Here is a 26444-nt window from a genome sequence, read left to right as displayed (position 1 = left end):
TATTCAAAGCGCTTCTATTAATTTATTTTCTAACGCAATCTTTATTAAGTTTATAATCTCATCAGTGCTGATTCCAAGAATGTTAGCCAGGTCTATAACATCATTTTTTCCATCACAGTAAGCTAAAACATTAAGAAGATTCCTCGCAACATTTGATGAACCTTTTTTGCTAAGAGTTGGGTATAAGTTATATTTGCTTAATTTAGGTTCACATAACTTAGTTGTAATGTACTTGTGGTTTTTTTCAAATAATTGAACACACTTCTTGGCAAAGTCTAGCCCACCTTTTAAACCAGAGGGGGTCATAAAAGTTAAGTCATCTAATGAAGTATGGTACTCAGGATAAACTCCATACTTTGTCCTCATTATAGAAGTAATTGGTAAATCGATATTGGGTGCACAATACTGGCGTTCATCACTTCCTCTTTTTAAAAAAGAGTATATCTTTGCGTCATTTTTATAGTTTTCACTTAATACCTTTTGAACGACTTTGTCACTCAAGTTATCACCATAACGTGATTGTACAGTTGAATAGTCACCGTCATCCCCTATGCATGTTAAAACTAAGCCTGCAGCAATATTACTTTTTAAATGTTCTAAATTACGGCTTAAATAGGTGATTGTGCCAATAGTCTCCGTTGTGAAAACAAAGCGATAACTATAAAAGTTATTCTCATTTTTTGCTAACCAGTTGATCAAAGCCAAAGAGACAAGGGGGCCTGAAAGCTCATTATTTGCGAGTGAGGGGTGACAAACATAACTAGATATTAAAATTTCCTTTTCACTTTTACCCGGGATAAGAAGTTCTGCATAGGTTAAAGAACCATCAAAATGATGACTGTTAATGAATACGTGGTAATCATCTTCAGTTAGAGACTTTCTTTGTTTGTCTGTTATGCAAAAACCCCATCGAGGCTCATAATAAGATGTAACGTAAGGAATTGCTTCAGGCTGTTCAGGCAATGAATGCAAATGTTCTTGTAGCTCATTAAGCGGGATTATTTTGTCGACTTGGGTTGAGTAGCCAAGTACATGTAAATTTGAGTCTTTAAAATCTACTACAGTATTCCCTTTAGAATCTTTTATCCACGCTTCTTCAATACTCCACTCTTTAGGAACAGTCCAATCAAATACTTGGGTACCAGAACGTACTTCATGCTTAACTAATGAGTACCCTTCAATATAATCATCAATAATATCTAAAGTCTTTCTAACACCATTACCGGTAATACTTCTGCAAATAGGAAATAACTCCTTTGCGATTTGATGTAGTGCTTTTCCGTCTAATTCTTTAAAGTTTGACATAGTAGACTCCAATCTAAAGGGGTTCCTGCATTAATATTTTGTTTTGCTGTGCACTTTAATACTTTGTTTTTATTTTTTGGGGCTAGACCATGGCCAGGACGAATACTTCTTATCATGTCACTAGTGATAAGTCGTCCTTTTGGGATATCTTTAACAGCATATAGTGACCGGAAGTTTTTGCGTGGTGACGAGTTACTGTAGTCAACCTTACCAATAGTAGCGAAACCGTTTCGTAATTTATCGGTGAATTCTTTCATTAGGGAAATAGGTAAAGAAAACTCAGAGTCAATTGCTCCGTCTTTTTGACTCACGGTAATATGCTTTTCGATCATCGAAGCGCCGTTGGCAATAGCAATAAGAGAACATATTTCATCCGTACTATGGTCAGAAAGCCCAATAGGGATATCAAAGCTTTGTTGCATATCAGTGATTGTTGCTAAGTTAAATTTGTCATAAGGGGCAGGGTAGTTACTTATACAATGCATTAAACCGATATTTCTATTCCTTACTTTTTTACATGTGTCTAATACCTCTTCTATCCCAACTTTATCTATGATACCGGTTGAAATAATCACAGGTTTTTGCGTTTTAGCAGCCGCCTCAATTAAATCTAGGTCCATTGCTTCAAAAGAAGCAATTTTGTATGCAGGGCAGCCTAACTCTTCTAAAATACAAAGTCCCTCATGAGAAAATACGGAAGAAAATAGAGTGATACCTATCTCTTTCGCATAATCAAATAAAATGGGGAGCCACTCCTTAGGGGTTGCGCCTTGTTCATAAAGTTCAAACAAGCTACGGTCTTTCCACAAACCACTTTTTACAATGAAGTCACCTTCACTGATATCCAATGTCATATCATTAGCAGTAAAGTATTGAATTTTTACAGCATCAAAACCATTTTCTTTCGCTGCTAATATTAACTTCTTAGCACGATCAATCTCATTGTCATGATTACCTGATATCTCTGCAATTAAATAAGGTTTCGAGTGGTTTTGAATGTTGAAATTATCTATTACAATTGATTTATTAAACATAGTGTTAGTTTGCCTGGTCTTCTATGAATTTTCTGAGGTTAATAGTGTGTTTTATTGCAAAGTTACCCGAAACATCAGCTTTTTCGGGTATATCACATACAACAGTTGAACCAATTCTAACCTTTGCTTTATCTCCAATTTTAACCCAGTTTGATATCGTACAATTGGCGCCAATCCACACATCACTTCCTATCGTTGATCTACCAGCAATATTTGAGTTACCACTAATTTCTGTGGATTGTCCGATAACAACATCATGAGCAATGTTTACGCCAATTCCTATGTGGCAATAATCACCGATAAGTGTTTTTCCCGAGTAAAACAATCCTTTTGAAATGTTTGAATTTGCATGTATGTAGCATCCTTTACCAATAATGACTGAACCATAATGAGTAATATGCTTTTTTATGCCATTTATTGACTTCGCAAGCATTCCTTCGGTGCTAATAGTGCAGTTTTGGGCTATGTATGCATCATCATTTAACACCGTGTTTTTTCCAATATATGCTCCTGAACAAATGGTTGTATTATGACCAATGTGAACAGGAGGGCAAATAACAGCATTTTCACTAATTGAAGCTGTTGGGCTCACATAGTGGGTTATTAATTCTTTTGTTGAGAAGTAAGTATTATGAATGTAATGAAATAGATCATCGAATCTATTAGTTGTTATCACCGCTTTATCAGTCTGAATGATTACTTCAGGAGCAATTATGCAAGCCACATTGCTATTGTTTATAGCTTGTTGGAAGTATTTTTTATTTGCTGCGAGTACGATGCATTCATCTCCTGTTCCCCAACAAAAATCTGTACATTTTGCTTGAATGTCACTATGAATATTCTGTGTTTTAATATCATCAAATACAGATAAAAGTTCGTTTAAAGGGATTTTGGTCATGTAAGCAATACCTCTGCTATTCTTTTTGCTGCTAACCCATCTATAAGTGGCTTTCGTGGTTTTTTAAGAGAAATGTTATTCAGAAGTTCCTTGAAGGGTTGCCCACTTATTTTGTTTGTTAGACAACCTAAACTATGTGCTAAGCCTGATTGTTGCCAAGAGTTAGCTATTTTTATTTGATTCTCAGCGAAGTAACCACAACTAAATGGTATACCAATATATGCCATTTCATAGCTTAAGGTGCCTGCAGAAACAATAGCATAATGACAGCGTTTTATTACTTCTGAATAATCACTTAAGTCGACATGAGTTGTAATGTTAGCGTTGTTTAGTTTCTCAACTAAAGGAATTGAGCTAGATAAGGATGACGCAACAAGGTGAATCTCACCTTTGTATACCCTATTAATTTGGTCGATTATGCTGGCGGCAACACCATTATCATTACCGCCGCCCATGCAAACAAATACACCCTCACCCTCTAAAGGTTTAGTAACCAAATTAGGGTTTATGATGGCAAATTTAGCGCCGCAAAGCAGCTTGGTTTCTCTATTTAGTACCGCCTTGTTGTACCAGTCTTTATTCGCACAAGGGTTTATATTTATTACAAATTTACCTAAATAACTTCCTTCACACTTAAAATCATATTGACCAAATACAATCCCATAGGAAGTTAGAGTTTCTTGGAAGATCACATCACATTGATAATGATCAATTAAAAGTTTGGGAATACTCTTTTCAATACATATTTGCGCAATTTCACCAGCATCTGAAAAGCTATTATTTATTTTTATGACCTCATCAAAGTGTAGATCTATAAATGAGTTATTGAAATTTTTTCCGACAATTGCAATGGTTTTTTGTTTTCTTTTTTTTAGTTCTTTAGCAATTTCATTGCATCGATTAAGGTGCCCATAACCAACACTTGAGTTAGCATCAAAGTTAAATCCAATAGCCATTAATTCTGTTTCATTGCTTTATAATACAATTCAGCTCTAACCCAATCATCTTGAGTATCTATATCATGAACTAAATAGTGAGGTAATATATGTATTAGTGCGTCAGATGAATCTATTACTTTTTTAATTTCCTTATCGTTGATTGTTTTGTACCAATAAAATTGTCCAGCATCATGGTAAGCTTTTTGTAAATCTTGCGATCTGTTGCTGACGTGTTGAGGAAATAAAAGCTCAAGTCCGTTTTCTGTCTGGGTAAACCCCCTATATGGGCTGTAATGAAATTCAGTAGCGCTGAAGCAAGCATTTTTCTTGTTTGACTGATTGAGCATATTGAATGAATTTATCAGCTGTTCTGGATTTATAAATGGAGTAGTTGGGTAAATACAGCAAATGTAATCAATGCTTTGTGTTTGCTCAAAAAAGTTTAAGGCATCTTGAACTACCTCTCTGGTAGGAGCGAAATCATCAGCGAGTGCAGGGTCACGCATGAAGGGAACCTCAGCACCAAATTGCTTTGCTATTTCAGCTATTTCAAAACAGTCAGTAGATACAACCACCTTGTCAAATAAACCACTGCTGATAGCTGTTGTTATTGCGTACCCGATAATAGGTTTACCGCAGAACAGCTTAATATTTTTTTTGGGTATTCTCTTACTCCCACCACGGGCAGGAATGATCGCTATTTTCATTTATTGTCCAGTCGTTATTCGTGTAAGCCACACTCACGCTTTAATCCAAAAAAACGTGTTTGTTCTATGCTCTCTACTTCATATATTGATTTAGTAGTGTGAGTATCACCGATTGAAACATATCCCTTATGCCAAAGAGGGTTGTAATCTAGAGAGTTATCTTTTATGTAGCTATCAATATCTTTAGAGGTCCAATCTAAAATAGGAGACACTTTGTATCGATTATTTGATAATTCAATGAACTTTTTTTGGTCACGTGTGGGTGACTGTTCCTTCCTTATCCCGGAGAACCATGTTGCTGCATGTAAATCATTTAATGCACGTTGCATGGGCTCGACTTTCCGGTTTTGATTGTAAAGTTCCAAGCCTTCTAAACCATTTTCCCAAACTTTTCCAAATTTTTTTTCGTACTTTTCTCTATCAAGTAATGGCCTAAATGTTTTCAAATTTAAGTTAAGTGTAGATGTTAGATGTTTTGAAAATTCAATTGTCTCATCAAATAGGTAACCTGTATCAATAAAAACAACTAAAATATCAGGCTTATGTAATGTCATTAAATGAAGCATAACAGCAGCTTGGGCACCAAAACTAGTACTTACGATATGTTGTTTAGGTAAGTTTGTTAGAGCCCAACCTATACGTTGGCTAGCTGTCCAGCTAACCATGCGTTTATTGATTAAGTCGATATCTATATTTGTATCCAACATCATAACTCCATCACTACAGAATTAAATTACCTCTAATTATATCGGCCGAAGTTTAGAAATATTTATTTGAGATGAATTGAGCACAAAGTATCAGAGCGCAATCCTAGTCTAAGTGTTTCTAGAGAGATAACATCTTCATATGCAATATTTCCCATATTTACATCACGGCCATATTGCTTAATCATGAAAACTTGGTGGGCTTTTTTGGGAGCTTCAAAGATTAATTTGTCGATTTCAACACCTGATTCCATTACTTCCTCTACTAATCCCATTCTTATTTCGCCATCACCTCGATATAAGCCAGCTGTTCCACTTTCTCTTCCTTCTAAAATTATACTTTTTGCCCCAGCATTAATTTCACTTTTTATTTGCTCTACCCATTTTGATGGAGACACAACCACCTTATCATCTTTACTGCCCACTTCAGAAAGCACAGTAAAGTCTTTTGCAAATCGGCTAATTAGTTCGTTTTTTTCTTTTTGTGGGATTGAAATTGTACCGTCAGATATTTCAATTAAAGATAATTTATGTTGTTTAAGAAAATCGATGTATTCATCCACTTTATTAGTTAAGTAACAATATTCGAATAAGGTACCACCAAGGCAAGGTTCTATACCATGAGATTTTATTAAATCTAATTTTGCTTCTAAATTGGGAGTGACTAATGATGTTCCCCAGCCAAGCTTGATAACATCTATGAATTCACCGCAGGCTTCTAATTGCATTTTGAGCTGCTCTAAACCCAACCCCTTATCAAGCACATTAGTTTTACCTGTTTGGCGCGGTTTAGTTGGTCTTTGGTCGATGAGTTTCATATCTAATCCTTTTTTAAAATATATGATAACTTAAGCATTATCTATGCCTGAATTACTGTATCTGTTTGTTTTATTTTACTTCATAATAGATTAGGTTTTAGCAAAAATACTTATTTTTTAACTGATTTGATATCTAGGAGCTTAGTTGAGTAAATTAACATCACTTAATGCTGAAGTTTTAGTTATCGGTGCAGGCATTGCTGGTTGTTGCGCTGCGTTAGAGGCAGCTTATGCAGGTAAGAAAGTAATTTTAATATCAAAGATTCCGCCTCTACACTCTCACTCTGTCAGTGCCAGAGGAGGAGTAAATGTTGCCATAAATGAACCCGATGCTTTTGCTCATATAAATGACTGTCTTAATGCGGGTAGAGGAGTTGCTAGTAAAGATTGTATTGAGTATATGTGCGAGTCTGCTCCTGAAAATCTTCATTGGTTAGAAAAATTAGGTGTGCAGTTTAGTAAAGATGAGTCAGGGCACTACAAAAACAAAGCCTTCGGAGGTTCTAATATTCCCAGAGCTTGCTTTAGTAAAGATAGGACCGGGCTTGCGATTATGGTCGCTTTAATCAAGCAAATAAAAAAGAATGAACAGATCACCTTACTAGATCAGATGATGGCTGTAGAGTTAATCCAAGAAAGTCGTCAAGTTATTGGCGCTCAAGTTTTACACTTGCGGAATACTCAGCTATTCAAGATTTTTGCTAATTCAGTGGTATTGTCAACTGGAGGAGGTTTGAATAGCTATAAATATAATACAAATGCTGTTTCTACAACTGGTGATGGTCTGTCCCTCGCATTCAATGCTGGTGCTGCTTTAAGGCATATGGAATTTGTTCAGTTCCACCCTTTGGGTTTACGAAATAGTGGTATACAAATACCTGAACCTGTACTTGGTGCTGGTGGTAAAATAGTCTCAATTTCAAATGACAATGTTATGTCACGTTACTATCCAGAGAAAAAGGAGTTGGCTGGTAGAGATAAAGTGTCTATAGCAATTGCAAAAGAATTAAGTAATCACCCAGGCTCTGAGCTCTATCTTGACTTAACAAACATTCCAGAGGAAAAAAAGTTTGCTTTGAAGGAAGCTTCTTTGATAGCGGCTACTTACCTTAATGCTGATGTAACTAAGGATAAAATTTCTATAATACCTTCAGCTCATTATTTAATGGGGGGGGTTAGTTGTAATATTAATGGTCAAGTTCTTAACTATATGGGCGATATAATAAATGGCTTATTTGTTGCGGGTGAAGCAGCTTGTAATGGTGTACATGGTGCAAACCGGATCGGTGGGAATTCATTGCTTGAAGTGGTTGTCTTTGGTCGTCTCGCTGGACAAAATGCTGCAAAGCTCCAAAAAAAGGCCAATTACCAAAGTGCCTCTTTCAAGGAGTTCACTTTTCCGTTTGGGGATAGCAAAGAAACGATGGGAGAAATTCTGAGTACTTTGAAAACGACAATGTCTCAAAACGTTGGAGTAATAAGAAATGAAAATGGGTTGAAAGAGCAGTTGAAAATATTAGCCGACTTGAATCAAAGGTATTTAGATATAAAAATCAGCGACCGCACTCATTTTTATAATCAGCAAATAAAACAATATATTGAACTTAAAAATATGCTTTTAATCTCAGAGGCTATATGTCGCGCGGCTCTTTGTAGGCCTGAATCAAGAGGTGCACATTATCGTGATGACTTCCCATCAGAAGGCAATTTTTTTGAAATGGCTACACTAACCTATAAACACGAGTCAGGTGGAATGGCATGTGAGTTAATTAGGATTTCATAATTAATGAACACAATAACATTAAACATTTATCGTTTTAACAAAGAAACAGTGAGTCCATCAATCTTACAACCTTTTACTCTTAGCTATAGCAATGAACAGACTCTTCTCGATTTGCTTATGAGAGTTCTGTATGAATTTGATAGCACTCTGGCTTTCGATAAAAACTGCCGAATAGGGTTGTGTGGTAGTTGTCGTTTAAAAGTTAATGGCAAAGTGATGTTAGCTTGCAGTGAAAATGTAGCAAAGTTAGTTTCCGAATTTGGCAATGAGCTTGAAATAACCCCTTACAATTGCACGAAAGTTGTTCGTGACCTAATAGTTGAGCCGCAGTTTGAAAACTGTTCAGAAATAGAGGTGAAAAAATGAGTAATAGTTTTTTAGGTGCGGGTTCTCGCTTTAAAGAAGGTCCAGATCAACGCTTATATAACAGTGCATTTCAATATGAACTTGAATGTAGCCCATATATTATGAGCAACTTAAGTATAGCGGATATGAGTCATGTCATGACTTTAATTCAAGGGGGAGTAATTTCTTCATCGAAAGGAAGAAAGTTGCTATCAGGCCTTCTTGAAGTCCACCTACAAGGAACTGAAAACATTCCCTTAGATCCTGCAGTAGGAGATAGTTACAATAATAGAGATAAATATTTGCAACAGCATATTGGTCCTGATAGTGGTTATGTCCACATCGGACGTGCTCGAAGGGAAGCTAGTACAATAGCTTGGCAAATGGTTTGTCGCGAAAAATTATTTTGCCTTCATGAAAAGTTAATTCAGTTATGTGAGGTATTTAATCAAGTTGTTTCACAGCATTTAAATACTTTTATGGCAGACTTTACCTATTTACAACATGCACAGCCGACTACCTTAGCCCATTATTTACAAGGGTTTCAAAGACCGCTATTAAGAGACATTAGTCGCGTAGAAACAGCTATAAAAATGGTGAATTTATCTCCTGCATGTTCAGGGAGTGTTAATGGCTCTCAAATTGAGATGAATCGAGAGTTTATTGCCGAGTTGCTGGAATTTGATGGCATATTAACTCACACTCGGGATGCGATGTGGGCACCAGATATGTGTATAGATGTGATGACGAGTCTTTGTTCGATAATGACAAGCTTAAATCGAATCAGTGAAGAGTTTATAATTTGGAATAGCGCAGAATTCTCTTATCTTGAGTTAGCTGATGGCTTTACCCGCACAAGTGTCATAATGCCACAAAAGAAAAACCCATATGGGTTAGCATTCATTCGCGGTCAAGCTAGAACCTTTAATGGCATGATGACAAATATTTTATCTACAAATCAGACTATTAGTGGGCAGCCTGATAACCGACTCTATGCTTATGGAGAGCTACCAAAGGCTTTAGATTATGCTATTCAGTGTGTCGATCTTTTTGCCGGGATTTTATCTACATCTAAATTTAACAAGGATAAGCTTGCAGAAGCTGCAGCTGACAAATTTATTGTTGCAACAGACTTATGCGATATGTTGGTCAAATTTTCGGACTTAGATAATCGTAGTGCTCATAAAATCATCGGTAGGGCAGTAAGGAATGCTTGTGATGAAGAGCAAGATGGTTTTACTCTTGATAGTATAAAGTTAGCAGCACAGCAGTTGAATATTGATTTGCCAAACATTCCAGATCAGGTATTTAATTCTAACATTGACATACCTTCTCTTATTTCTTTAAGGAAAGGACTTGGTAGTGCAAACCCCGAGCAAGTCCAATTAATGGTTCAGGACAGTAAAAACAGTATAGCTAAGGCACATTCGTTTCAAGGAAATTATAGAATGTCATCTTTCAATGAGCGCTTTGTGAAAAAAGTGAACCTCTTTTTGAATGAGCTAAAGGACAAATAATGTTAACAAGTATTTATACAGAAATAGCTAACAAAAAAGGTACGAAAATAGCGGTTTCATTTGACGATAAAGAATATAGCTATGATGAGTTTCATACTGAAATAGACAAATTCGCTACTTTTTTAAAATCAAAAAATATCAAGCCTAGTCAAAGAGTCGCAGTATCAAATTTTTCACCTGTTGAGCTTCTTTTTTCTTATTATGCTGGTGCAAAATGTGGGGTTAGCATAGTGCCTATTCCCTTTATTGATCCACAGAGACTACAGGGGGCATTGGAAACTAGTGATGCTGCATTGTTTATTGAATCTTACCCTCAATTAGAGTCAACGAATATTGATGTTTCATTTGATCAAGAAGCTATGGTTATTTTTACTTCTGGAACGACTTCCAGCAAATTGAAAGGGGTAAGACTATCTCAGTGTGGCATCAACGATATTTGTGCATTCATGAATAGTAAGATGGAGGTTGATGAAGGAATTGCAGAATTAGTTTTTGCTTCAATAGATCATGCATTTGGTTTTGGGCGATGCCATAGTGTCCTGATGGCCGGCGGAAGAATTGTACTACCAACTCAGCTTAGTAATCCTTTATCAATTTCATCATTGTTTAGTAAGTATGATTGTAATGCATTATCAACGGCACCTTCTTTGTTAGCAGCTTTACTACAAGTAGGCAAAAGTGAGTTGGCGGCAGTTGCAGACAACCTAAAATGGCTACAAACTGGCGCGATGAGATTTGATCACTTTTTCCGAATTGAATTATGTAATTCACTGCCTAAAACAAGAATATTTCTCCATTATGGGTTAAGTGAAGCTATGCGAGTAACATTCTTTGAGCTAAACCGTAATTTAGATAAGGTTAAGACCGAAGGACCTGCTTCAGAATGCTCTGAGTTAAAAATTATTGATGAGCAAGGCTGTGCTTTACCCCCTTTCGAAAGTGGGCGAATAGCAATTAGAGGAAGTAATTTATGCTTAGGGTATCTCGATGATGAGCTATGGAATAGTCAGCTTCAAGATGGTTGGTTTATAACTTCTGATGTTGGGTACTTAGATGAGCAAGGTTATCTAGTCTTTTCAGGAAGAAGTGATGATGTAATAAATTATAATGGTGTTTTAGTGCACCCTGATGAAATAGAATCTAAACTGGTGACGTTATTTAAGAGCAATGCTTTTACAGTACTTGGTATGGAAGATCCCAGTAAAGTTAAAGATAGTATTATTGTTTTATGTGTAGAAGGAGAAACTAAAGTAACTCTTAAGGATGTAGCAAAACATTTGAAAGATACTGATTCAAATTTTAGACCGAATAAGCTATTTACATTAAGTGAGCTACCACGAACACGTTCTGGTAAAGTAAGTAGAGCATTAATTAAAAAGCATTTATGTGAGCAATATGAAAAATAAACAAATCATAAAAGAGTTAATTTTAATTCAAAACCCAAGTGTGGATCTTAGTAACGAAGCGGATTTTTCATCAAGCTTTGCTGAACTTGGACTGGATTCTATAGATGTTATGACTATAGTCTTAAAAATTAAGAGAGAGCTAGGTATAGACATCAACGATGAACAGTTGTCTAAGTTAGGTACTGTTTCTGAGTTAATAGAGTTTTTAGATAATAAATAAATGCATTAAGCTTGGTAGGGGCGACTATTCGGTGGCTCCGCAAGCCAACTGTAAATATCATCTCTCATCAGCTCAGTCGTTGCTTTATAAAACTCTCTCATATTGAAGCCCCAGACGCTGCCATGGCACATTTTAGAGTGATTTAATTTAAATTTTTTTTCGAAATTTTCAAATATTTTGACATTTTTATCTCTTTTTATATCGCAGTTTAAATATGTTACTAGATGATAAAAAGCTTTCATTTCTGTGTGCTGCCCAGTTTCAATTGGGTGTATGAACTCTTTTGTATATCTGTAAGGTACATTCATGTCAGACTCACATTGGTGAACAAGGCTGACAATTTGTTTTGGGTGAATACCTACGGAAATAAACATACTGTCAAGCTCCAGCATCCTTGAAAAAGGAGTGTGCATACCATAACTATGAGGAGCTGTGTTTTCGCAAATATAAGAAGCTTCTTTTCCTATAGCAGTGCGAGACGAAAAAGGGTGAAGCTGTCTAATGCTTCCTGCTTGATTTCTGATAAATTCGCTAAAAGCACCGGTTTCAGAAGGTGTATTTTTTAGTGAAAATGGAATGTTAGTATTACAAAGTGAAAAGCTATGGGTTGGCACTACAATTGTACCTTCTGGGCCTATCAAATCCATAATCACTTTAAGGTGTAAATTTAACAGCTCGAACTTACTCAAAGAAAGAGAAATACCAACTTTTGTGATATCTCCAGTAACATAAACAACTTTTCCTTCTGTGATACCAACAGAAGAGTATGCCTGTTTTAAACTTTCGTAAGATATGTCTGCTAACATGAAAGCTCTAATTCCTTGTTTAATTCACTAGGTTAAAGAATGCCGTAATTACAGCTTTTTGCTGATCTGCTGCCATAGTTGGATGCAGAGGAATAGTAACAGCCTGTTTGTAGTAGCTTTCTGCATTAGGAAAATCACCTTCCGAAAAGCCTAAAGCTTGATAATAAGGCTGTAAATGGATCGGTATATAATGCAAGTGAGCAATAATTCCTTGCTCGCGCATGCCTGTAATGACTGACTTGTGTTTTTCTACTTCACACTGCGTTAAACGAACAATATATAAATGGTAGCTAGAGTAACAATCATCCGATTGTTTTAAATGAGCTACCGTTGAGTTTGCAAATGCATGGTTATATGTTGTTGCAATGTCGTTTCGCACTGATACAAAGTTGTCTAGCTGCTTTAACTGACTCAGTCCTAAAGCGGCTTGCATATCAGTCATTCTATAATTAAAACCAAGCTCTAACTGTTGATAATACCAAGGGCCGTGACTTGGCTCGGTCATTTCTTCAGGAATATTAGTAATACCATGACTTCGCAAGCGGCTCATTTTTTTGTTGAGCTCAGCGCAGTTGGTAACCGCCATACCCCCTTCAGCAGATGTAATTATCTTGACTGGATGAAAGCTAAACACAGTAATATCTGAATAAACACAGCTGCCAACAGGCTTATCTTTGTACTTCGCGCCAATAGCATGCGAGGCATCTTCAATAACCTTAAAACCATACTCTTTGGCAAGTGCATTGATTGCTGCCATATCGCATGACTGACCAGCTAGATGAACAGGGATCACGACTTTAGGGAGTTGCTGGTTTTGTTTGGCTAACGTTAGTTTTTCTTGAAGCGCTGCAACAGACATATTGCCTGTTTCAAGGTCGATATCAACAAAATCGATGTCTGCGCCACAATACAGGGCGCAGTTACTCGAGGCGACAAAGGAGATTGGCGATGTCCATACAATGTCATCTTTACCTACGCCTAAAGCTAGGCAAGCAATATGTAACGCTGAAGTCGCACTGTTAGTGGCACAGGCATAGTGAGCACCACAATATTCTGCAATAGCACTTTCAAATGCCGGAACAGCAGGTCCTTGCGTTAGCCAGTCAGACTTTAATACATCAATTACGGCGTTGATGTCATCTTGAGAAATATTTTGTTTGCCGTAAGGGATTACCTTATTCGTCATAATGCAGTATTACAGTAACGCTTGGACATTGAAGTTTTTAATTTCTTCAATGCTCATATAATCTGGGTTATCGAGTGAGTTATACTCGAAACCTTGGGCAACTTGCTCGCCTTTTTCGCCAAGTGCGTTTTCAGTAAAATCATTGCTACGACTACTGAATTTTATGCCCGGAGCGATTACAAAGTGATCGCTATATTCGTACGTTTCAAAGCATAAGTCGGCAGGACACATAACTTCGTGTAACTTTTCACCAGGGCGAATACCAATTATTTTAATTGGTAAGTCAGGTGCCATTGCTTTGGCAAGATCAGTAATGCGAATTGAAGGGATCTTAGGAACGAAAATTTCGCCACCTAACATACGCTCAAAGTTTGTTAAAACAAAATCAACACCTTGTTGCAGGCTAATCCAGAAGCGAGTCATTTCTTCATGAGTAATTGGTATATGGTCGCGGCCTTGGTCGATAAATTTTTGGAAAATAGGCACAACAGAGCCACGCGAACACACTACGTTACCGTATCTTACTACAGCAAAGGTTGTTTTATGGCCGCCAGCAATATTGTTAGCAGCCACAAATAACTTATCTGATGCAAGTTTAGTCGCACCATATAAGTTGATTGGGTTCGCGGCTTTATCAGTCGACAGTGCAATGACTTTTTCTACGTTATTATCAAGAGCCGCATCAATGACATTTTCAGCACCATTAATATTGGTTTTGATACATTCCATTGGGTTGTATTCAGCGGCAGGTACTTGTTTTAATGCTGCTGCGTGAATCACATAGTTCACACCACGCATAGCACGACGAAGCCTTTCTTTATCGCGTACATCACCAATAAAATAACGCATACACGGTTGGTCAAACTCTTGCTGCATTTCAAACTGTTTGAGTTCGTCACGCGAAAAGATAATGATCTTTTTTGGCTTATAGCGTTCTAGAAGCGTTTTGACGTATTTTTTACCGAATGAACCGGTACCACCGGTAATTAAAATTGTTTTATTGTCGAACATAGTGTTACCCGAGTTATTTTTCATTGGCGTTTGATACGCAAAGTGAGAATTTTGACACAATTCTCAGTAATTTAACTATTAACTAATACACTAGCAAGTCAGATGCCAAGTTAATTTATCTAAACCATGGTACAAAGTGCAAATTTTGGCAAATTAAGCTATAATTTAAACAATCGGTTTGTCGGAGGCCGCCATGAAAATTCAATCACCCAATACCGGGTTTTTAAACCAAACTCAGCAAACGGGTAACAAGCTTGCTGAGCAACTAGCATCAGGTAAAAAAGTAAATTCAGCGGCAGATGATGCCGCTGCACTGCAAATTATTGATAGATTAACATCGCAGCAAGATGGCTACAGTCAAGCAATTAATAATGCGTACGATGGCATTTCTTACTCGCAAGTAACAGAGTCAAATTTATCTGGTGTAAATGATGCCGTTTCTCGCATTCGAGAGCTGTCTATTCAAGCGGGTAATGGTGCGCTCACAGATAATGATAGAGCTGCACTTCAAGAAGAAGTGTCGCAATTACAAACGCAAATATCAGAAACCTTTGAAAATGCGACATTCGGTGGTAAACCTTTATTTGATGGTGAGCAAGTGTCGTTTCAAGTTGGTCCTGATGCCAACACCACACAATCAGTGACGCCATCTGATGGCAGTATTGCTTCAGTTATTGCAGGAATCGATATTTCAACCCAAGCAGGAGCTCAAGCTGCGATTGATATTAGCGACCAAGCAGCTGAAGAAATTAACACGCAAAGAGCTGAGCTAGGCGCTTTTCAAAACACCTTGGCGAGTACGATAAAAGGTTTAGGCAACCAGCGAGAGAACATTGCTGCGAGCCAAAGCCGAATAGAAGATACTGACTATGCAAAAGCTGTGTCTGATCAAGTAGCTAATGATATTTTATCGCAAGCATCGATTGCCTTACGTGGTCAGGCAAATCGTTCAGCCGAATCTATATTAGGTTTACTTTAATTCTTTAGTATTAAATTTTAGTGCTAAGTGACTATTTTTTGGCGTTGATGTCAATAAATTGCCGCTTAGCGCTTGCATCCCTCCTAAACTCGCTTACAATTTAGAAATTAACTAACCTCGTGGTAACTGTGGTTCGCCAATAATGATCTTAATTTTAGACAATAATAATAATCGTGCGATAGGTTTACATGCAGCACTTACCTTCATTGGTGAAACTGCACAATTAGTTGATGAGACTTCATTACAGTCTTTTTGTGAAAAACATCAACAGCAAGAATGCATGGTCATTCTTGGTGCTTTACAGCAGCTAAATCACGAGGCTGTGATCAAACAGTTTCCAGCCATTCCGTTTTTATTAATTGGTGAAACACTCAAACCGTTACTAAGCATTGCTAATGTAGTTGGTTTAATTTGTGAGCCGTTTAACCATGATGTAACTACTCAGCTATTGCATGATTGTCAGCAATATCAGCGCATGCTACCGGGTGACCATAAACAAGCTAAATCTAACAAATCGTTTGATGGTTTAGTCGGTGAAACCGAAGCTGTAAAAGATGTGCGCTTTTTAATTGAACAAGTAGCAAAAACCGATGCAAATGTACTGATCTTAGGTGAGTCAGGCACAGGTAAAGAAGTTGTTGCACGTAACGTTCATTTACTCTCTAAACGCAATACCGGGCCATTTGTGCCGGTAAACTGTGGTGCTATCCCAGGCGAGCTTCTTGAAAGTGAGCTATTTGGCCATGAAAAGGGGGCTTTTACGGGGGCTATTTCTGCACGAAAAGGGCGTTTTGAATTAGCGCAAGGCGGCACGCTGTTTCTAGATGAAATTGGTGATATGCCTTTGCAAATGCAGGTTAAACTACTGCGTGTGTTGCAAGAGCGTAGCTATGAGCGAGTAGGGGGTACTAAGCCTATTCAAGCGGATGTACGCATTATTGCTGCAACTCACCGCAATCTTGAAGAGATGATTGACCAGGGCGACTTCCGTGAAGACCTTTTTTATCGCTTAAACGTGTTTCCAATTGAAAATCCTTCGCTTAGTGAGCGTGCTGACGACATTCCTCTGCTTTTAAAAGAGTTAATGCGTCGTGTGAACGAGCAAAGTGGCACAACGGCCAAATTTACTGAGCGTGCGATTCAAAGCTTAAAAGAGCATGCGTGGCCGGGGAATATTCGTGAACTTGCTAACTTAGTTGAACGCATGGTGATCATGTTCCCTGATAAAGTAGTTGATGTGCCAGACCTTCCAGCTAAATATCGTTATATTGAAGTTGAGGCTTATGAGCCTGAGTATCCAGAAGAGTTGATGGAGCGAGATGCTTTCAACGATATTTTCAGTACAGGCTTTAGTGATTATGATGATGAAGAACCTGATGTACCAGCAACAACGGTTGACTCAGGTTTACTACCAGATGAAGGAATTGAGCTCAAAGAGTATCTTGCTGAGCTAGAAATCAGCTTAATCAGCCAAGCATTAGAGCGCTATGATTACGTTGTTGCACGAGCTGCAGAAATTTTAGGTGTTAGGCGCACCACACTGGTCGAAAAAATGAAGAAATACAACCTAACGCGCGACTAAGCCGCGTTAGGTTTCTTCCTCGGTTTTATCTCTTTAATATTCACTAATTATCTCAGCTTTTCTAAAGCAATCATTGCTATGGTCATTTACCATGCCACAGGCCTGCATGTGGGCATACACCGTAGTAGGGCCTAAAAACTTAAAACCGCGCTTTTTTAAATCTTTGGCGAATGCTGTTGAGACTTCAGTAATAGCCGGGTAATCCTCTAATTTATCAAGGTTGTTTACCAACGGTTTGCCACCAACAAACTGCCATTGGTAATTTGAGAAACTGCCAAACTCTTTTTGTATCTCAATAAAACGTTGCGCGTTATTAATAGTGGCGGCGATTTTAGCGCGATTACGAATAATACCTTCAAACTGCATTAATCGTTCGACGTCGTCTTCGGTCATTTTGGCAACCTCTTCGACAATAAAGTTTTTGAAGGCACTGCGATAGCCATCACGCTTTTTAAGTATGGTATACCAACTCAGTCCCGCTTGTGCTGACTCTAAGGTTATAAATTCAAATAAGCGGTGATCATCATATAATGGCACCCCCCATTCTTGGTCATGATAGGCCACATAATCTTCTTTGCTGGTATCGAGCCACGGGCAACGACAATAGTGTTCTTTTTGCATTATTCCCTCGCGATTGTCATTTTTTTGTCAGTGTTGTTTTGTCTTTAATTTATTGAAATAAAACAAAAATAAATTTGGTACGGATTGTGCATTTACCTAGGTAGACACGATTTTTTGAGTATCGATTATGGCCTTAGCAAATGTCCTAAAACCACAATTTATCACAGCCAAACAATATAACCCATGCTTACAACAAGAAGAGTATGTGGGTGAGTTGAGTGAGCTGCGCCAACAAGCCAGTTGGTTAGGTCATTTGGTTGATACCATGCCTGCGGGTGTGGTGGTTTTAGATGGCCGAGGCATGATCGCAAAAGCCAATCAAATTGCCATTGATATGCTAGGTGAGCCCCTTGAAGGTGAAAAGTGGTTTAGCGTAATTCAACGCTCATTTCGACCACAGCAAGACGATGGACATGAAGTATCACTTAAGGATGGCCGTTTAATAAAGCTTGATATTACTGCGCTTGCTCCAGAGCCAGGGCAGTTAATTTTAATGACAGATTTAACTGAAACCAGGCGATTACAAAAGCGAGTAGCACATATGCAGCGCTTAAGTGCGCTTGGCAAAATGGTCGCTTCGCTTGCTCATCAAGTCAGAACACCGTTATCTGCGGCCATGCTTTATGCTGCCAATTTAGGCTCAAAGCGATTGCCAGAAAGCTCGCGTGGCAACTTTCATACGAAGCTAATGTCGCGTTTAAAAGATTTAGAAACCCAAGTGAACGATATGCTGTTATTTGCCAAAAGTGGTGAGCAACAAGTGGTCGAAAGCGTTTCAATGCAACAGTTACTTAATGAAGTAAAAGCCGGTGCTGATGCTATGGTTGCACAAAATAACAGTGAACTTAGCGTGAACTTGCCTGAGCCAGATATTGAAATTATGGGTAATAAAACTGCTCTGGCGAGTGCTATTCAAAACCTGATCCACAACAGTATTCAAATTATTGGCTCTGAGGCTGTGGTAACCCTGAGTGCCGAACGTGACGAAACCAGCGAAAACTGCGTTCGCATCAGTGTCAGTGATAATGGCCCAGGTGTTGATTTACGTCATGCGAACAAATTATTCGAACCTTTTTACACTACCAAAAGCCAAGGCACGGGGCTTGGACTTGCAGTTGTAAGTTCAGTCGCCAATGCGCACCAAGGACGGGTTGAAGTGACTAATAATGCTCATGGGGGAGCATGTTTTAGTTTGATCTTGCCAATTAGTGCAGAACCAATGTCAGCGGAGGCAAAATGAATACTAACTCTATTTTAGTCGTTGAAGACGACGCAGGCTTACGAGAAGCACTGATTGATACCCTTGAAATGTCGGGTATTGATTGCGTTGCTGCAGATAGCGCTGAACAAGCGATGATCTTGCTTAAGCAAAATAGCTATTCATTGGTTGTTAGTGATGTGCAAATGGGCGCTATGAGCGGCCTTGACCTACTACGTAGCATTAAACTTAATTACCCTGAGTTGCCGGTATTAATGATGACGGCCTATGCCACTATCGATGATGCTGTAGAAGCAATGCGTTTAGGCGCGATTGATTATATGGCAAAACCGTTTGCACCAGAAGTGCTTCTTAATATGGTGAGTCGTTATTTGCCTGAAAAGGAAAAAGAAACCGATGGCCCAATCGTTGCCGATCCATCAAGTATTAAGTTATTAGAGCTCGCGAGCAAAGTTGCCCGCTCAGATGCCAGTGTCATGGTACTCGGCCCAAGTGGCTCGGGTAAAGAAGTCTTGGCTCGTTTTATCCACGATAAATCAAATCGTAGCGATGCTCCCTTTGTGGCTATTAACTGTGCTGCTATTCCTGAAAACATGCTTGAAGCAACCTTATTCGGTTACGAAAAAGGGGCGTTTACCGGCGCGATTCAAGCTTGCCCGGGTAAATTTGAGCAAGCTCAAGGTGGTACCATCTTACTAGATGAAATCACTGAGATGGATTTAGGCTTACAAGCTAAATTACTGCGTGTACTTCAAGAGCGCGAAGTAGAGCGCTTAGGCGGTCGTAAAACGATAGAGCTTGATGTTCGCGTTCTAGCTACAAGTAACCGAGATTTAAAAGAAGCAGTGAGCGAAAATCTATTTAGAGAAGATTTATATTATCGCTTAAATGTATTCCCGCTAATGTGGAAACCATTAGCCGAGCGTCCTGGCGACATTATTGTATTGGCTGAGCATTTAATAGAGCGTCATTGCCTGAAAAGTAAAGAGCCTATCGCTCAACTAAGTGAGGGTGCGAAACAAAAGCTACTATCTCATGCTTGGCCTGGTAACGTACGAGAGCTTGATAACGTTATTCAACGGGCGTTGATATTATGTGATGGTAATAGTATTCATCAAGATGATGTCTTTATTGAAGAGTTGCTTACGGTTGATATAAAGCCAGTCGCTACGCCGCCACACAACGCACCGGTATATCAAGAACAGCCTGTTGAAGTTAATTTAGATACCGTGCCACAAGTGAGTGAGCAAGGTAATTACAAAGACGAGCTGAAAGACAAAGAGCATCGTATTATTTTAGAAACCTTAGCGCGTTGTAACGGTAAGCGTAAAGAGGTTGCAGAAACCTTAGGTATTAGTCCGCGCACGTTACGTTATAAACTGGCGCAAATGCGAGACTTGGGTATAGCCTTACCTGCATAAACTCCTTCCAAAAAGTTGCTCAAACAAGCTCACATTTTTGTGAGCTTGTTTGCTGTCAAAACTCTGACATGTGAAATTAATGATTCAAGTAGTTGAATTTACTTGCTTTATTTTGTGGCACGGTTTGTGCTTTATCAGTGCATAAGTAAACTGCATTGTCAGAGAGTATTATGAAAGTTCAAAACAGCGCATTATTTCAAGAAATGCAAGCTATGGCTTCAGAAGTAGGCCGTAGTAACTCAATTAATAATTTACCAACACAAACTCAGCCAACATCGTCGGCACAGTTTGGTGATTTACTTACCAATGCACTTGATACAGTGAATGGCTTACAACAAGACGCTAAGCAAAAAGTAACAGCAATGGAAATGGGCGATCGCAGTGTTTCTTTAGCTGACGTAATGATTGCTTCGCAAAAATCATCAGTCGCTTTTGAAGCTACGGTGCAAGTTCGAAATAAACTTGTTGAAGCTTATAAAGAAATCATGAACATGCCTGTGTAACTAGGTAGTGGAGAATTATTGTGGCGCAATCTAATCAATCAACTGATCTAGCCTTAGCAGGCGGCGGTATCGACTCAACCGATACTGATGATCAACAAGAGCAAAAGTCAGGCTACCTAAGTGCCTTAAACGGTGTAGATGTTTTACGCCAGGTTACTTTAGTGATCGCTTTGGCAATCTGTTTGGCTATCGCAATTTTTATTATTATTTGGGCTCGTCAACCAGATATGCGTCCGCTTGGCAAAATGCCAACGGAAGAGCTTATTCAAACGCTGGACTTTTTAGACGCTCAAAAGATTGATTACGAACTTGATGGTAACGTCATCTCTGTTGAAGAAGGTGAATACCAAAACATCAAATTATTGATGGCTCGTGAAGGCCTAGAGCAAGCGCCAAGCTCAGGGACTGACATCATCATGCAAGACATGGGGTTTGGTGTTAGCCAACGCCTTGAACGTGAACGTTTAAAACATGGTCGTGAGCAACAGCTTGCACGTACCATCGAAGAGCTAAAAAATGTTACTCGCGCCAAAGTACTTTTAGCTATTCCAAAAGAAAACGTATTTGCTCGTCGCGAAAAACAACCTTCAGCGACGGTAGTGCTTACCTTAAAACGCGGTCGTACACTTGACGGTGAAGAAGTTGACTCAGTAGTTGATATTGTTGCCTCAGCAGTCCAAGGTTTATCGCCAGAGCGTGTTACTGTTACCGATCAAAATGGTCGCTTACTTAATTCAGGTTCACAAAACTCACTTGCTGCTCGCTCTCGTAAAGAGTATGAGATTGAACGTAAGCGTGAAGAAGAGTACTTAAATAAAATCGATAGCATCCTTATTCCAGTTGTAGGCTTAGGTAACTATACCGCGCAAGTCGATTTAAACATGGACTTTAGTGCAGTCGAAGAAACACAAAAACGTTATAACCCAGACTTACCCGCTGTGCGCAGTGAAACCACGTTCGAAGAAAACAACATCGGTGGTCTTGCAGTGGGCATTCCTGGTGCGCTAACGAATCAGCCGCCAGTTAACTCTAATATTCCAGAAATTGCAGGCCAAGGTGGAGCAGGCTCAGCAACGAACCCAAGTCGTTCGCATAAAGAAGCAACACGTAACTACGAGCTTGATACAACAATTTCGCATAAGCGTCAGCAAACCGGTGTTATTCGTCGTATCAGTGTTTCAGTTGCCGTTGATTATGTACCGCAGGTGGGTGAAAATGGTGAAACAACCATGGTTCCTCGCTCTGTAGAAGCATTGTCAAATATTCGTCGTTTATTACAAGGCGGTGTTGGTTTTGATATGCAGCGTGGTGATGCACTTGAGGTTGTCACAGTGCCATTTGTTCGTGAAGATGCTGGTGAAGCGATTGAAGTTCCACTTTGGGAGCAAGATTGGTTCATGAAGATGCTACGCTTAGCATTAGGTGCACTGGTTATCATCGTACTGATTGTCTTTGTAGTAAGACCTATGCTGAAACGTCTAATTTACCCAGACGATACACTAGAAGAATATGATGAAGATGCATTAAGTGCAGGTGTAGATATTGGTGATAGCACGCTAGATATGCTAAATAAAGACTTTGACTCTGCTGCTGTAGGATTCTCAAGTGATGGTACACTACAGCTGCCAGACTTACATGGCGATGAAGATTTACTCAAAGCAGTTCGTGCATTGGTTGCAAATGAACCAGAACTGTCTTCTCAAGTAGTGAAAGCGTGGTTAACAGAAGATGACTGATCAAGAACAAAAACAACTACCACCGGCGTTTGATGTTGATAAATTAGACGGTGTTGATAAGGCGGCAATCTTATTGCTGAGCTTATCAGAAGAAGATGCTGCGCAAATCCTTAAGCACTTAGAGCCAAAGCAAGTGCAAAAAGTGGGTATGGCAATGGCTGCGCTAGATGATTTATCGCAAGCGAAAATTAGCGCAGTCCATAATTTGTTTATTGAGCAAATTCAAAGCTTCAGTACCATAGGCTTCCAGTCTGAAGACTTTATCAAAAAAGCTCTTACAGCAGCGCTTGGTGAAGACAAGGCAGCCAGCCTTATTGACCAAATTGTTATGGGCTCAGGGGCGAAAGGTCTTGATTCATTGAAGTGGATGGATTCAAAGCAAGTGGCGAATATTATTCGCAACGAGCACCCGCAAATTCAAACCATTGTTTTATCGTATTTAGAGCCAGAGCAATCAGCGGAAATCTTGTCGCAATTCCCAGAAAAAGTGCGCTTAGATTTAACCATGCGTATTGCAAACCTTGAAGAAGTTCAACCAGCAGCATTGCAAGAGTTGAATGAAATCATGGAGAAACAGTTCGCAGGTCAAGCTGGTGCGCAAGCTGCGAAAATGGGTGGCTTGAAAGCGGCTGCTGATATCATGAACTACCTAGATACCAATGTTGAAGGTCAGTTAATGGATTCAATCCGTGAACACGATGAAGAGATGTCACAGCAAATCCAAGACCTTATGTTTGTCTTTGAGAACTTAATGGATGTTGAAGACCGTGGTATTCAAGCGATCCTTCGTGAAGTACAGCAAGATGTATTAATGAAAGCAATTAAAGGTACTGACGAAGCATTAAAAGAGAAGATTTTGGGTAATATGTCAAAACGTGCTGCTGAATTACTCGCTGATGATCTTGAGGCAATGGGCCCTGTTCGTATTAGTGAAGTAGAAGCGGCACAGAAAGAAATTCTTTCTACGGCACGTCGTTTAGCTGACTCAGGCGAAATTATGCTTGGTGGCGGTGGTGGTGAGGAGTTCCTGTAAGCCATGAGTAAGTCTTCATTTCATACAGGACGCCCTGTGCATGCCAGTGAAGCTGCCGATGAATTATTGGAAAACTGGCCAATTCCTGAAGTGACGCAAGATACAACAAAACTCGCTGGACGCTCAACGGCGTATGGCACGCCTTTAGCTGACTTATATCGTAAAGAGCAGCAAAAGCAGCAGGCCGAAGAGCAGCCAGAAGAGCCTGAAATTCCGTCCCTAACAATGGCTGAGCTTGAAAAGATCCGTCAAGATGCCTACGAAGAAGGACTAAAGCAAGGCCATGAGCAAGGCTATATAGATGGTTTTGAAAAAGGCGCACATGAGGGAAAAGAAGCTGGCTTTAAAGAAGGTGTTGAGCTTGGTAAGGAGCAAGGCCAAGAAGAAATAAAGCCAATTTTAGAAGAGCAGCTGACCAACTTAAGAAGCTTACTTGATAGCCTTTCTCAACCATTATCTAAAGTCGATGAAAGTGCCGAAAAGCAGTTAGTGCAGTTAGCTGTTATGTTAACTGAAATTTTAGTTTACCAAGAAATTAAAACCTCACCTGAAGTCATTTTACATGCTTTGAAGCAAGCTATTGATGCGTTAGGTGAAGAGCAAGCTAAAGTACGTATTCACTTACACCCCGATGATATTACTTTAATTACTGAAAGTTATGGCGAACAAACTATCGCAGATAACCATTGGCAGTTAGTTGCAGAGCCGACTTTAGAACGTGGTGGCTGCGAAATTAAAACCCCGCAATCATCCCTCGACATGACAATAAAAACCCGCGTCAAAGAAACGTTGGAAAACTTTTTGCATAGCAGTGGTATCTAATACTTTTTAGGCTCATTATGAGTGCTCAATCAATGACTCTAAGCGAACGCTTACAGCGCTATGAAAAACATATCAAGGCCCCAAAACCAGCCGTTGCCGGTATTCTGACGCGTGTCGTTGGTTTAACGCTAGAAGCAAAAGGGCTTAGAGCACCTGTTGGCAGTCAATGTAAAATTGAAACCATTAACGGCTTTGTTGATGCTGAAGTCGTTGGTTTTAACGACCAAACACTTTACTTGATGCCAAATGATCACATCTCTGGCGTACTGCCTGGTGCACGAGTTATCCCAAAGCTAAATGAAACAGGACTGCCTGTTGGCATGAGTTTACTTGGCCGTGTAGTGGATGGCCTTGGTCGGCCACTTGATGGCTTAGGTGCCATTAATGCTGAGCATCACTTAAAGTTTGCACAAAACTCAATTAACCCTCTTGCAAGACGACCAATCAGTCAACCTATGGATGTAGGTGTTCGAGCCATCAACTCCGTTATTACCGTAGGTCAAGGGCAGCGTATGGGTCTGTTTGCAGGCTCTGGTGTCGGTAAATCAGTATTACTGGGTATGATGACTCGCGGCTCTGAAGCAGATGTAATTGTGGTAGGCCTTGTGGGTGAGCGTGGTCGTGAGGTAAAAGAGTTCATCGAAGAAATTCTAGGTGTTGAAGGGCGTAAGCGCTCAGTGGTGGTTGCAGCTCCTGCGGATGCTTCACCGTTAATGCGTTTAAAAGGCTGTGAAAGTGCAGTGACCATTGCGGAATACTTCCGTGACCAAGGCCTTAACGTGTTGCTATTACTTGACTCTGTTACCCGCTATGCCATGGCGCAACGTGAAATCGCCTTAGCGGTTGGTGAGCCTCCTGCTACTAAGGGTTATCCGCCTTCAGTATTTGCAAAATTACCTGCGCTGGTGGAGCGTGCCGGTAATGGAGGTGAAGGGCAAGGTGCGATTACCGCGTTTTTCACTGTGCTTAGTGAAGGGGATGATATGCAAGATCCAATTGCTGACTCTGCCCGCGCTATTTTAGATGGCCACATTGTTTTATCTCGAGATTTAGCCGACAGTGGTCATTATCCGGCTATTGATATTGAAAAATCGATTTCTCGTGTTATGCCACAGGTTGTATCTGAAGCGCATATGCAACAAGCTCGTGTGTTAAAACAAGTGTATTCAATGTATCAACAGAACAAAGATATGATCACACTAGGTGCGTACCAAAAAGGCACCGACCCTATGCTTGACCAAGCAATTAATATGATGCCACGTGTGAATCAATTCCTTCAGCAAGGCATGAAAGACGTTATTAGTTATGATGATGGTCTACAAGGTCTTGCGCAGTTATTAGGACAAGGTTAATGGCTCAAAGTAAACTTGATTTATTGTTAAAGCTTGAGAGCGATAAAGAAGAGTCTTTACGCATGGATTACTTAAAAGCGCAGCAGCACTTGCAAAGTAATCAACAAAAACTGCAAGGGCTGAATAACTTTCGCATGGAGTATTCTCAGCAGTTACATTTGAAAGGACGTTCTGGTTTGTCTAGCGCTGGGTTTAGTCAATATCATGCGTTTATCGCAAAAATTGAAGAAGCGATACGCCAGCAAGCAAGCACAGTGAATACTGCAAAACAAGTAGTTACGCAGCGCAAAGCATTGTGGTTAAAACAGCAAGTGAAAGCAAAAGCAGTGGCGAAGTTAATCGAAAAGCAAGCTGAAAAACATGCGATGCAAGTGGCTAAAGCAGAGCAAAAAATGCTGGATGAATTCGCTTCAAATCAGTTTTATCAACGTCAACTTAAAAACGCACTTCTCTAAAATACTATCTTTTTTAGGCATGTTAATTGCATTTACCTAACCA

Annotated in this window: 26 protein-coding genes; 15 read left to right on the top strand and 11 right to left on the bottom strand. The window is 39.4% G+C overall.

The window, feature by feature from the left end; all coding sequences use genetic code 11:
• Positions 1-3: 3 nt before the first annotated feature.
• The 7 genes from AOG26_RS09215 to AOG26_RS09185 all read right to left on the bottom strand — a co-directional run bounded on the left by AOG26_RS09215 (position 4) and on the right by AOG26_RS09185 (position 6404).
• Entirely contained in the window at positions 4-1305 is a 1302-nt protein-coding gene (locus AOG26_RS09215) for a DUF4910 domain-containing protein (protein WP_054562203.1), read from the bottom strand.
• A complete protein-coding gene (gene pseI / locus AOG26_RS09210; RefSeq protein ID WP_054562202.1) occupies positions 1284-2339 on the bottom strand; it encodes a pseudaminic acid synthase in 1056 nt (351 codons plus the stop codon). Before pseI ends, AOG26_RS09215 begins: the two co-directional genes overlap by 22 nt.
• Positions 2340-2343: 4 nt before the next feature.
• The gene (locus tag AOG26_RS09205) at positions 2344-3237 is read right to left on the bottom strand and encodes a DapH/DapD/GlmU-related protein (RefSeq protein WP_054562201.1); all 894 of its coding nucleotides are present in this window, start codon (positions 3235-3237) and stop codon (positions 2344-2346) included.
• On the bottom strand, positions 3234-4193 hold the full coding sequence (locus AOG26_RS09200) for a hypothetical protein (protein ID WP_054562200.1): 960 nt from the start codon (positions 4191-4193) through the stop codon (positions 3234-3236). The genes AOG26_RS09205 and AOG26_RS09200 overlap by 4 nt, the downstream gene beginning before the upstream one ends.
• A complete protein-coding gene (gene pseF, locus AOG26_RS09195; protein ID WP_054562199.1) occupies positions 4193-4882 on the bottom strand; it encodes a pseudaminic acid cytidylyltransferase in 690 nt (229 codons plus the stop codon). The genes AOG26_RS09200 and pseF overlap by 1 nt, the downstream gene beginning before the upstream one ends.
• Before the next feature lie 14 nt (positions 4883-4896).
• On the bottom strand, positions 4897-5589 hold the full coding sequence (locus tag AOG26_RS09190) for a phosphoadenylyl-sulfate reductase (protein WP_054562198.1): 693 nt from the start codon (positions 5587-5589) through the stop codon (positions 4897-4899).
• A 62-nt stretch (positions 5590-5651) separates the two neighbouring features.
• Positions 5652-6404, bottom strand: a complete 753-nt coding sequence (locus AOG26_RS09185; protein ID WP_054562197.1) for a phosphosulfolactate synthase — start codon at positions 6402-6404, stop codon at positions 5652-5654.
• Positions 6405-6549: 145 nt separating this feature from the next.
• Between AOG26_RS09185 and AOG26_RS09180 the strand changes: the two genes are divergently transcribed.
• The 5 genes from AOG26_RS09180 to AOG26_RS09160 are packed head-to-tail and all read left to right on the top strand — an operon-like array spanning position 6550 to position 11675.
• Positions 6550-8187, top strand: a complete 1638-nt coding sequence (locus AOG26_RS09180; RefSeq protein ID WP_054562196.1) for an L-aspartate oxidase — start codon at positions 6550-6552, stop codon at positions 8185-8187.
• A gap of 3 nt (positions 8188-8190) precedes the next feature.
• Positions 8191-8553 (top strand): 2Fe-2S iron-sulfur cluster-binding protein, encoded by a 363-nt coding sequence (locus AOG26_RS09175; RefSeq protein ID WP_054562195.1) that lies wholly within the window; start codon positions 8191-8193, stop codon positions 8551-8553.
• Positions 8550-10049: an argininosuccinate lyase gene (locus AOG26_RS09170; protein ID WP_054562194.1), complete on the top strand. Its 1500-nt coding sequence runs from the start codon at positions 8550-8552 to the stop codon at positions 10047-10049. Before AOG26_RS09175 ends, AOG26_RS09170 begins: the two co-directional genes overlap by 4 nt.
• Complete coding sequence (locus AOG26_RS09165) at positions 10049-11455, top strand: class I adenylate-forming enzyme family protein (RefSeq protein ID WP_054562193.1); 1407 nt, start codon at positions 10049-10051, stop codon at positions 11453-11455. The genes AOG26_RS09170 and AOG26_RS09165 overlap by 1 nt, the downstream gene beginning before the upstream one ends.
• Entirely contained in the window at positions 11445-11675 is a 231-nt protein-coding gene (locus AOG26_RS09160) for an acyl carrier protein (protein WP_054562192.1), read from the top strand. Before AOG26_RS09165 ends, AOG26_RS09160 begins: the two co-directional genes overlap by 11 nt.
• A gap of 5 nt (positions 11676-11680) precedes the next feature.
• Here the strand turns inward: AOG26_RS09160 and AOG26_RS09155 are convergent, their stop codons facing one another.
• From AOG26_RS09155 to pseB, 3 genes are read right to left on the bottom strand one after another with little or no spacing between them, the layout of a single operon-like run.
• On the bottom strand, positions 11681-12481 hold the full coding sequence (locus AOG26_RS09155) for an AAC(3) family N-acetyltransferase (RefSeq protein WP_054562191.1): 801 nt from the start codon (positions 12479-12481) through the stop codon (positions 11681-11683).
• Positions 12482-12500: 19 nt separating this feature from the next.
• Positions 12501-13667: a UDP-4-amino-4,6-dideoxy-N-acetyl-beta-L-altrosamine transaminase gene (gene pseC / locus AOG26_RS09150; protein WP_054562190.1), complete on the bottom strand. Its 1167-nt coding sequence runs from the start codon at positions 13665-13667 to the stop codon at positions 12501-12503.
• Positions 13668-13676: 9 nt separating this feature from the next.
• A complete protein-coding gene (gene pseB / locus AOG26_RS09145; RefSeq protein ID WP_054562189.1) occupies positions 13677-14678 on the bottom strand; it encodes a UDP-N-acetylglucosamine 4,6-dehydratase (inverting) in 1002 nt (333 codons plus the stop codon).
• Positions 14679-14871: 193 nt separating this feature from the next.
• On the opposite strand from pseB, the gene AOG26_RS09140 reads away from it, so the two are divergent.
• Together AOG26_RS09140 and AOG26_RS09135 are read left to right on the top strand one after the other, a co-directional pair.
• A complete protein-coding gene (locus AOG26_RS09140) occupies positions 14872-15657 on the top strand; it encodes a flagellin N-terminal helical domain-containing protein (protein WP_054562188.1) in 786 nt (261 codons plus the stop codon).
• A gap of 142 nt (positions 15658-15799) precedes the next feature.
• The gene (locus AOG26_RS09135; RefSeq protein WP_054562187.1) at positions 15800-17239 is read left to right on the top strand and encodes a sigma-54 dependent transcriptional regulator; all 1440 of its coding nucleotides are present in this window, start codon (positions 15800-15802) and stop codon (positions 17237-17239) included.
• A 33-nt stretch (positions 17240-17272) separates the two neighbouring features.
• Here the strand turns inward: AOG26_RS09135 and AOG26_RS09130 are convergent, their stop codons facing one another.
• Entirely contained in the window at positions 17273-17860 is a 588-nt protein-coding gene (locus AOG26_RS09130; protein WP_054562186.1) for a DNA-3-methyladenine glycosylase I, read from the bottom strand.
• Between the two features lie 127 nt (positions 17861-17987).
• Here AOG26_RS09130 and AOG26_RS09125 point away from each other — a divergent pair, with 127 nt between their 5' ends.
• The 8 genes from AOG26_RS09125 (at position 17988) to fliJ (ending at position 26401) form a co-directional block, all read left to right on the top strand.
• The gene (locus AOG26_RS09125; protein WP_054562185.1) at positions 17988-19100 is read left to right on the top strand and encodes a sensor histidine kinase; all 1113 of its coding nucleotides are present in this window, start codon (positions 17988-17990) and stop codon (positions 19098-19100) included.
• Entirely contained in the window at positions 19097-20500 is a 1404-nt protein-coding gene (locus tag AOG26_RS09120) for a sigma-54-dependent transcriptional regulator (RefSeq protein WP_054562184.1), read from the top strand. Before AOG26_RS09125 ends, AOG26_RS09120 begins: the two co-directional genes overlap by 4 nt.
• 170 nt (positions 20501-20670) lie before the next feature.
• Positions 20671-21003: a flagellar hook-basal body complex protein FliE gene (gene fliE / locus AOG26_RS09115; RefSeq protein WP_054562183.1), complete on the top strand. Its 333-nt coding sequence runs from the start codon at positions 20671-20673 to the stop codon at positions 21001-21003.
• A 20-nt stretch (positions 21004-21023) separates the two neighbouring features.
• Positions 21024-22739, top strand: coding sequence for a flagellar basal-body MS-ring/collar protein FliF (gene fliF, locus AOG26_RS09110; protein WP_054562182.1), 1716 nt, complete (start codon positions 21024-21026; stop codon positions 22737-22739).
• Positions 22732-23772, top strand: coding sequence for a flagellar motor switch protein FliG (fliG, locus tag AOG26_RS09105; RefSeq protein WP_054553274.1), 1041 nt, complete (start codon positions 22732-22734; stop codon positions 23770-23772). The genes fliF and fliG overlap by 8 nt, the downstream gene beginning before the upstream one ends.
• A gap of 3 nt (positions 23773-23775) precedes the next feature.
• A complete protein-coding gene (gene fliH / locus AOG26_RS09100) occupies positions 23776-24594 on the top strand; it encodes a flagellar assembly protein FliH (RefSeq protein WP_054562181.1) in 819 nt (272 codons plus the stop codon).
• A gap of 17 nt (positions 24595-24611) precedes the next feature.
• Positions 24612-25946, top strand: coding sequence for a flagellar protein export ATPase FliI (gene fliI, locus AOG26_RS09095; protein ID WP_054562180.1), 1335 nt, complete (start codon positions 24612-24614; stop codon positions 25944-25946).
• Entirely contained in the window at positions 25946-26401 is a 456-nt protein-coding gene (gene fliJ / locus AOG26_RS09090) for a flagellar export protein FliJ (protein WP_054562179.1), read from the top strand. Before fliI ends, fliJ begins: the two co-directional genes overlap by 1 nt.
• The last annotated feature ends 43 nt before the right edge of the window (positions 26402-26444 follow it).

The organism is Pseudoalteromonas sp. UCD-33C (genome assembly GCF_001306895.1).
Taxonomy (GTDB): Bacteria; Pseudomonadota; Gammaproteobacteria; order Enterobacterales; family Alteromonadaceae; genus Pseudoalteromonas.
This window is presented reverse-complemented; position numbering and strand designations above follow the sequence as displayed.

Excerpts from the sequence above, each read along its gene's own strand:
- AOG26_RS09215 (WP_054562203.1), bottom strand. The coding sequence starts at position 1,305 with ATGTCAAACTTTAAAGAATTAGACGGAAAAGCACTACATCAAATCGCA.
- pseC (WP_054562190.1), bottom strand. The coding sequence starts at position 13,667 with ATGACGAATAAGGTAATCCCTTACGGCAAACAAAATATTTCTCAAGAT.
- AOG26_RS09165 (WP_054562193.1), top strand. The coding sequence starts at position 10,049 with ATGTTAACAAGTATTTATACAGAAATAGCTAACAAAAAAGGTACGAAA.
- fliJ (WP_054562179.1), top strand. The coding sequence starts at position 25,946 with ATGGCTCAAAGTAAACTTGATTTATTGTTAAAGCTTGAGAGCGATAAA.
- AOG26_RS09130 (WP_054562186.1), bottom strand. The coding sequence starts at position 17,860 with ATGCAAAAAGAACACTATTGTCGTTGCCCGTGGCTCGATACCAGCAAA.
- AOG26_RS09125 (WP_054562185.1), top strand. The coding sequence starts at position 17,988 with ATGGCCTTAGCAAATGTCCTAAAACCACAATTTATCACAGCCAAACAA.
- pseF (WP_054562199.1), bottom strand. The coding sequence starts at position 4,882 with ATGAAAATAGCGATCATTCCTGCCCGTGGTGGGAGTAAGAGAATACCC.
- AOG26_RS09135 (WP_054562187.1), top strand. The coding sequence starts at position 15,800 with ATGATCTTAATTTTAGACAATAATAATAATCGTGCGATAGGTTTACAT.
- AOG26_RS09200 (WP_054562200.1), bottom strand. The coding sequence starts at position 4,193 with ATGGCTATTGGATTTAACTTTGATGCTAACTCAAGTGTTGGTTATGGG.
- fliI (WP_054562180.1), top strand. The coding sequence starts at position 24,612 with ATGAGTGCTCAATCAATGACTCTAAGCGAACGCTTACAGCGCTATGAA.
- AOG26_RS09155 (WP_054562191.1), bottom strand. The coding sequence starts at position 12,481 with ATGTTAGCAGACATATCTTACGAAAGTTTAAAACAGGCATACTCTTCT.
- AOG26_RS09170 (WP_054562194.1), top strand. The coding sequence starts at position 8,550 with ATGAGTAATAGTTTTTTAGGTGCGGGTTCTCGCTTTAAAGAAGGTCCA.
- pseI (WP_054562202.1), bottom strand. The coding sequence starts at position 2,339 with ATGTTTAATAAATCAATTGTAATAGATAATTTCAACATTCAAAACCAC.
- pseB (WP_054562189.1), bottom strand. The coding sequence starts at position 14,678 with ATGTTCGACAATAAAACAATTTTAATTACCGGTGGTACCGGTTCATTC.
- AOG26_RS09205 (WP_054562201.1), bottom strand. The coding sequence starts at position 3,237 with ATGACCAAAATCCCTTTAAACGAACTTTTATCTGTATTTGATGATATT.
- AOG26_RS09185 (WP_054562197.1), bottom strand. The coding sequence starts at position 6,404 with ATGAAACTCATCGACCAAAGACCAACTAAACCGCGCCAAACAGGTAAA.
- fliG (WP_054553274.1), top strand. The coding sequence starts at position 22,732 with ATGACTGATCAAGAACAAAAACAACTACCACCGGCGTTTGATGTTGAT.
- AOG26_RS09190 (WP_054562198.1), bottom strand. The coding sequence starts at position 5,589 with ATGTTGGATACAAATATAGATATCGACTTAATCAATAAACGCATGGTT.
- AOG26_RS09120 (WP_054562184.1), top strand. The coding sequence starts at position 19,097 with ATGAATACTAACTCTATTTTAGTCGTTGAAGACGACGCAGGCTTACGA.
- fliH (WP_054562181.1), top strand. The coding sequence starts at position 23,776 with ATGAGTAAGTCTTCATTTCATACAGGACGCCCTGTGCATGCCAGTGAA.
- AOG26_RS09140 (WP_054562188.1), top strand. The coding sequence starts at position 14,872 with ATGAAAATTCAATCACCCAATACCGGGTTTTTAAACCAAACTCAGCAA.
- AOG26_RS09160 (WP_054562192.1), top strand. The coding sequence starts at position 11,445 with ATGAAAAATAAACAAATCATAAAAGAGTTAATTTTAATTCAAAACCCA.
- fliE (WP_054562183.1), top strand. The coding sequence starts at position 20,671 with ATGAAAGTTCAAAACAGCGCATTATTTCAAGAAATGCAAGCTATGGCT.
- AOG26_RS09175 (WP_054562195.1), top strand. The coding sequence starts at position 8,191 with ATGAACACAATAACATTAAACATTTATCGTTTTAACAAAGAAACAGTG.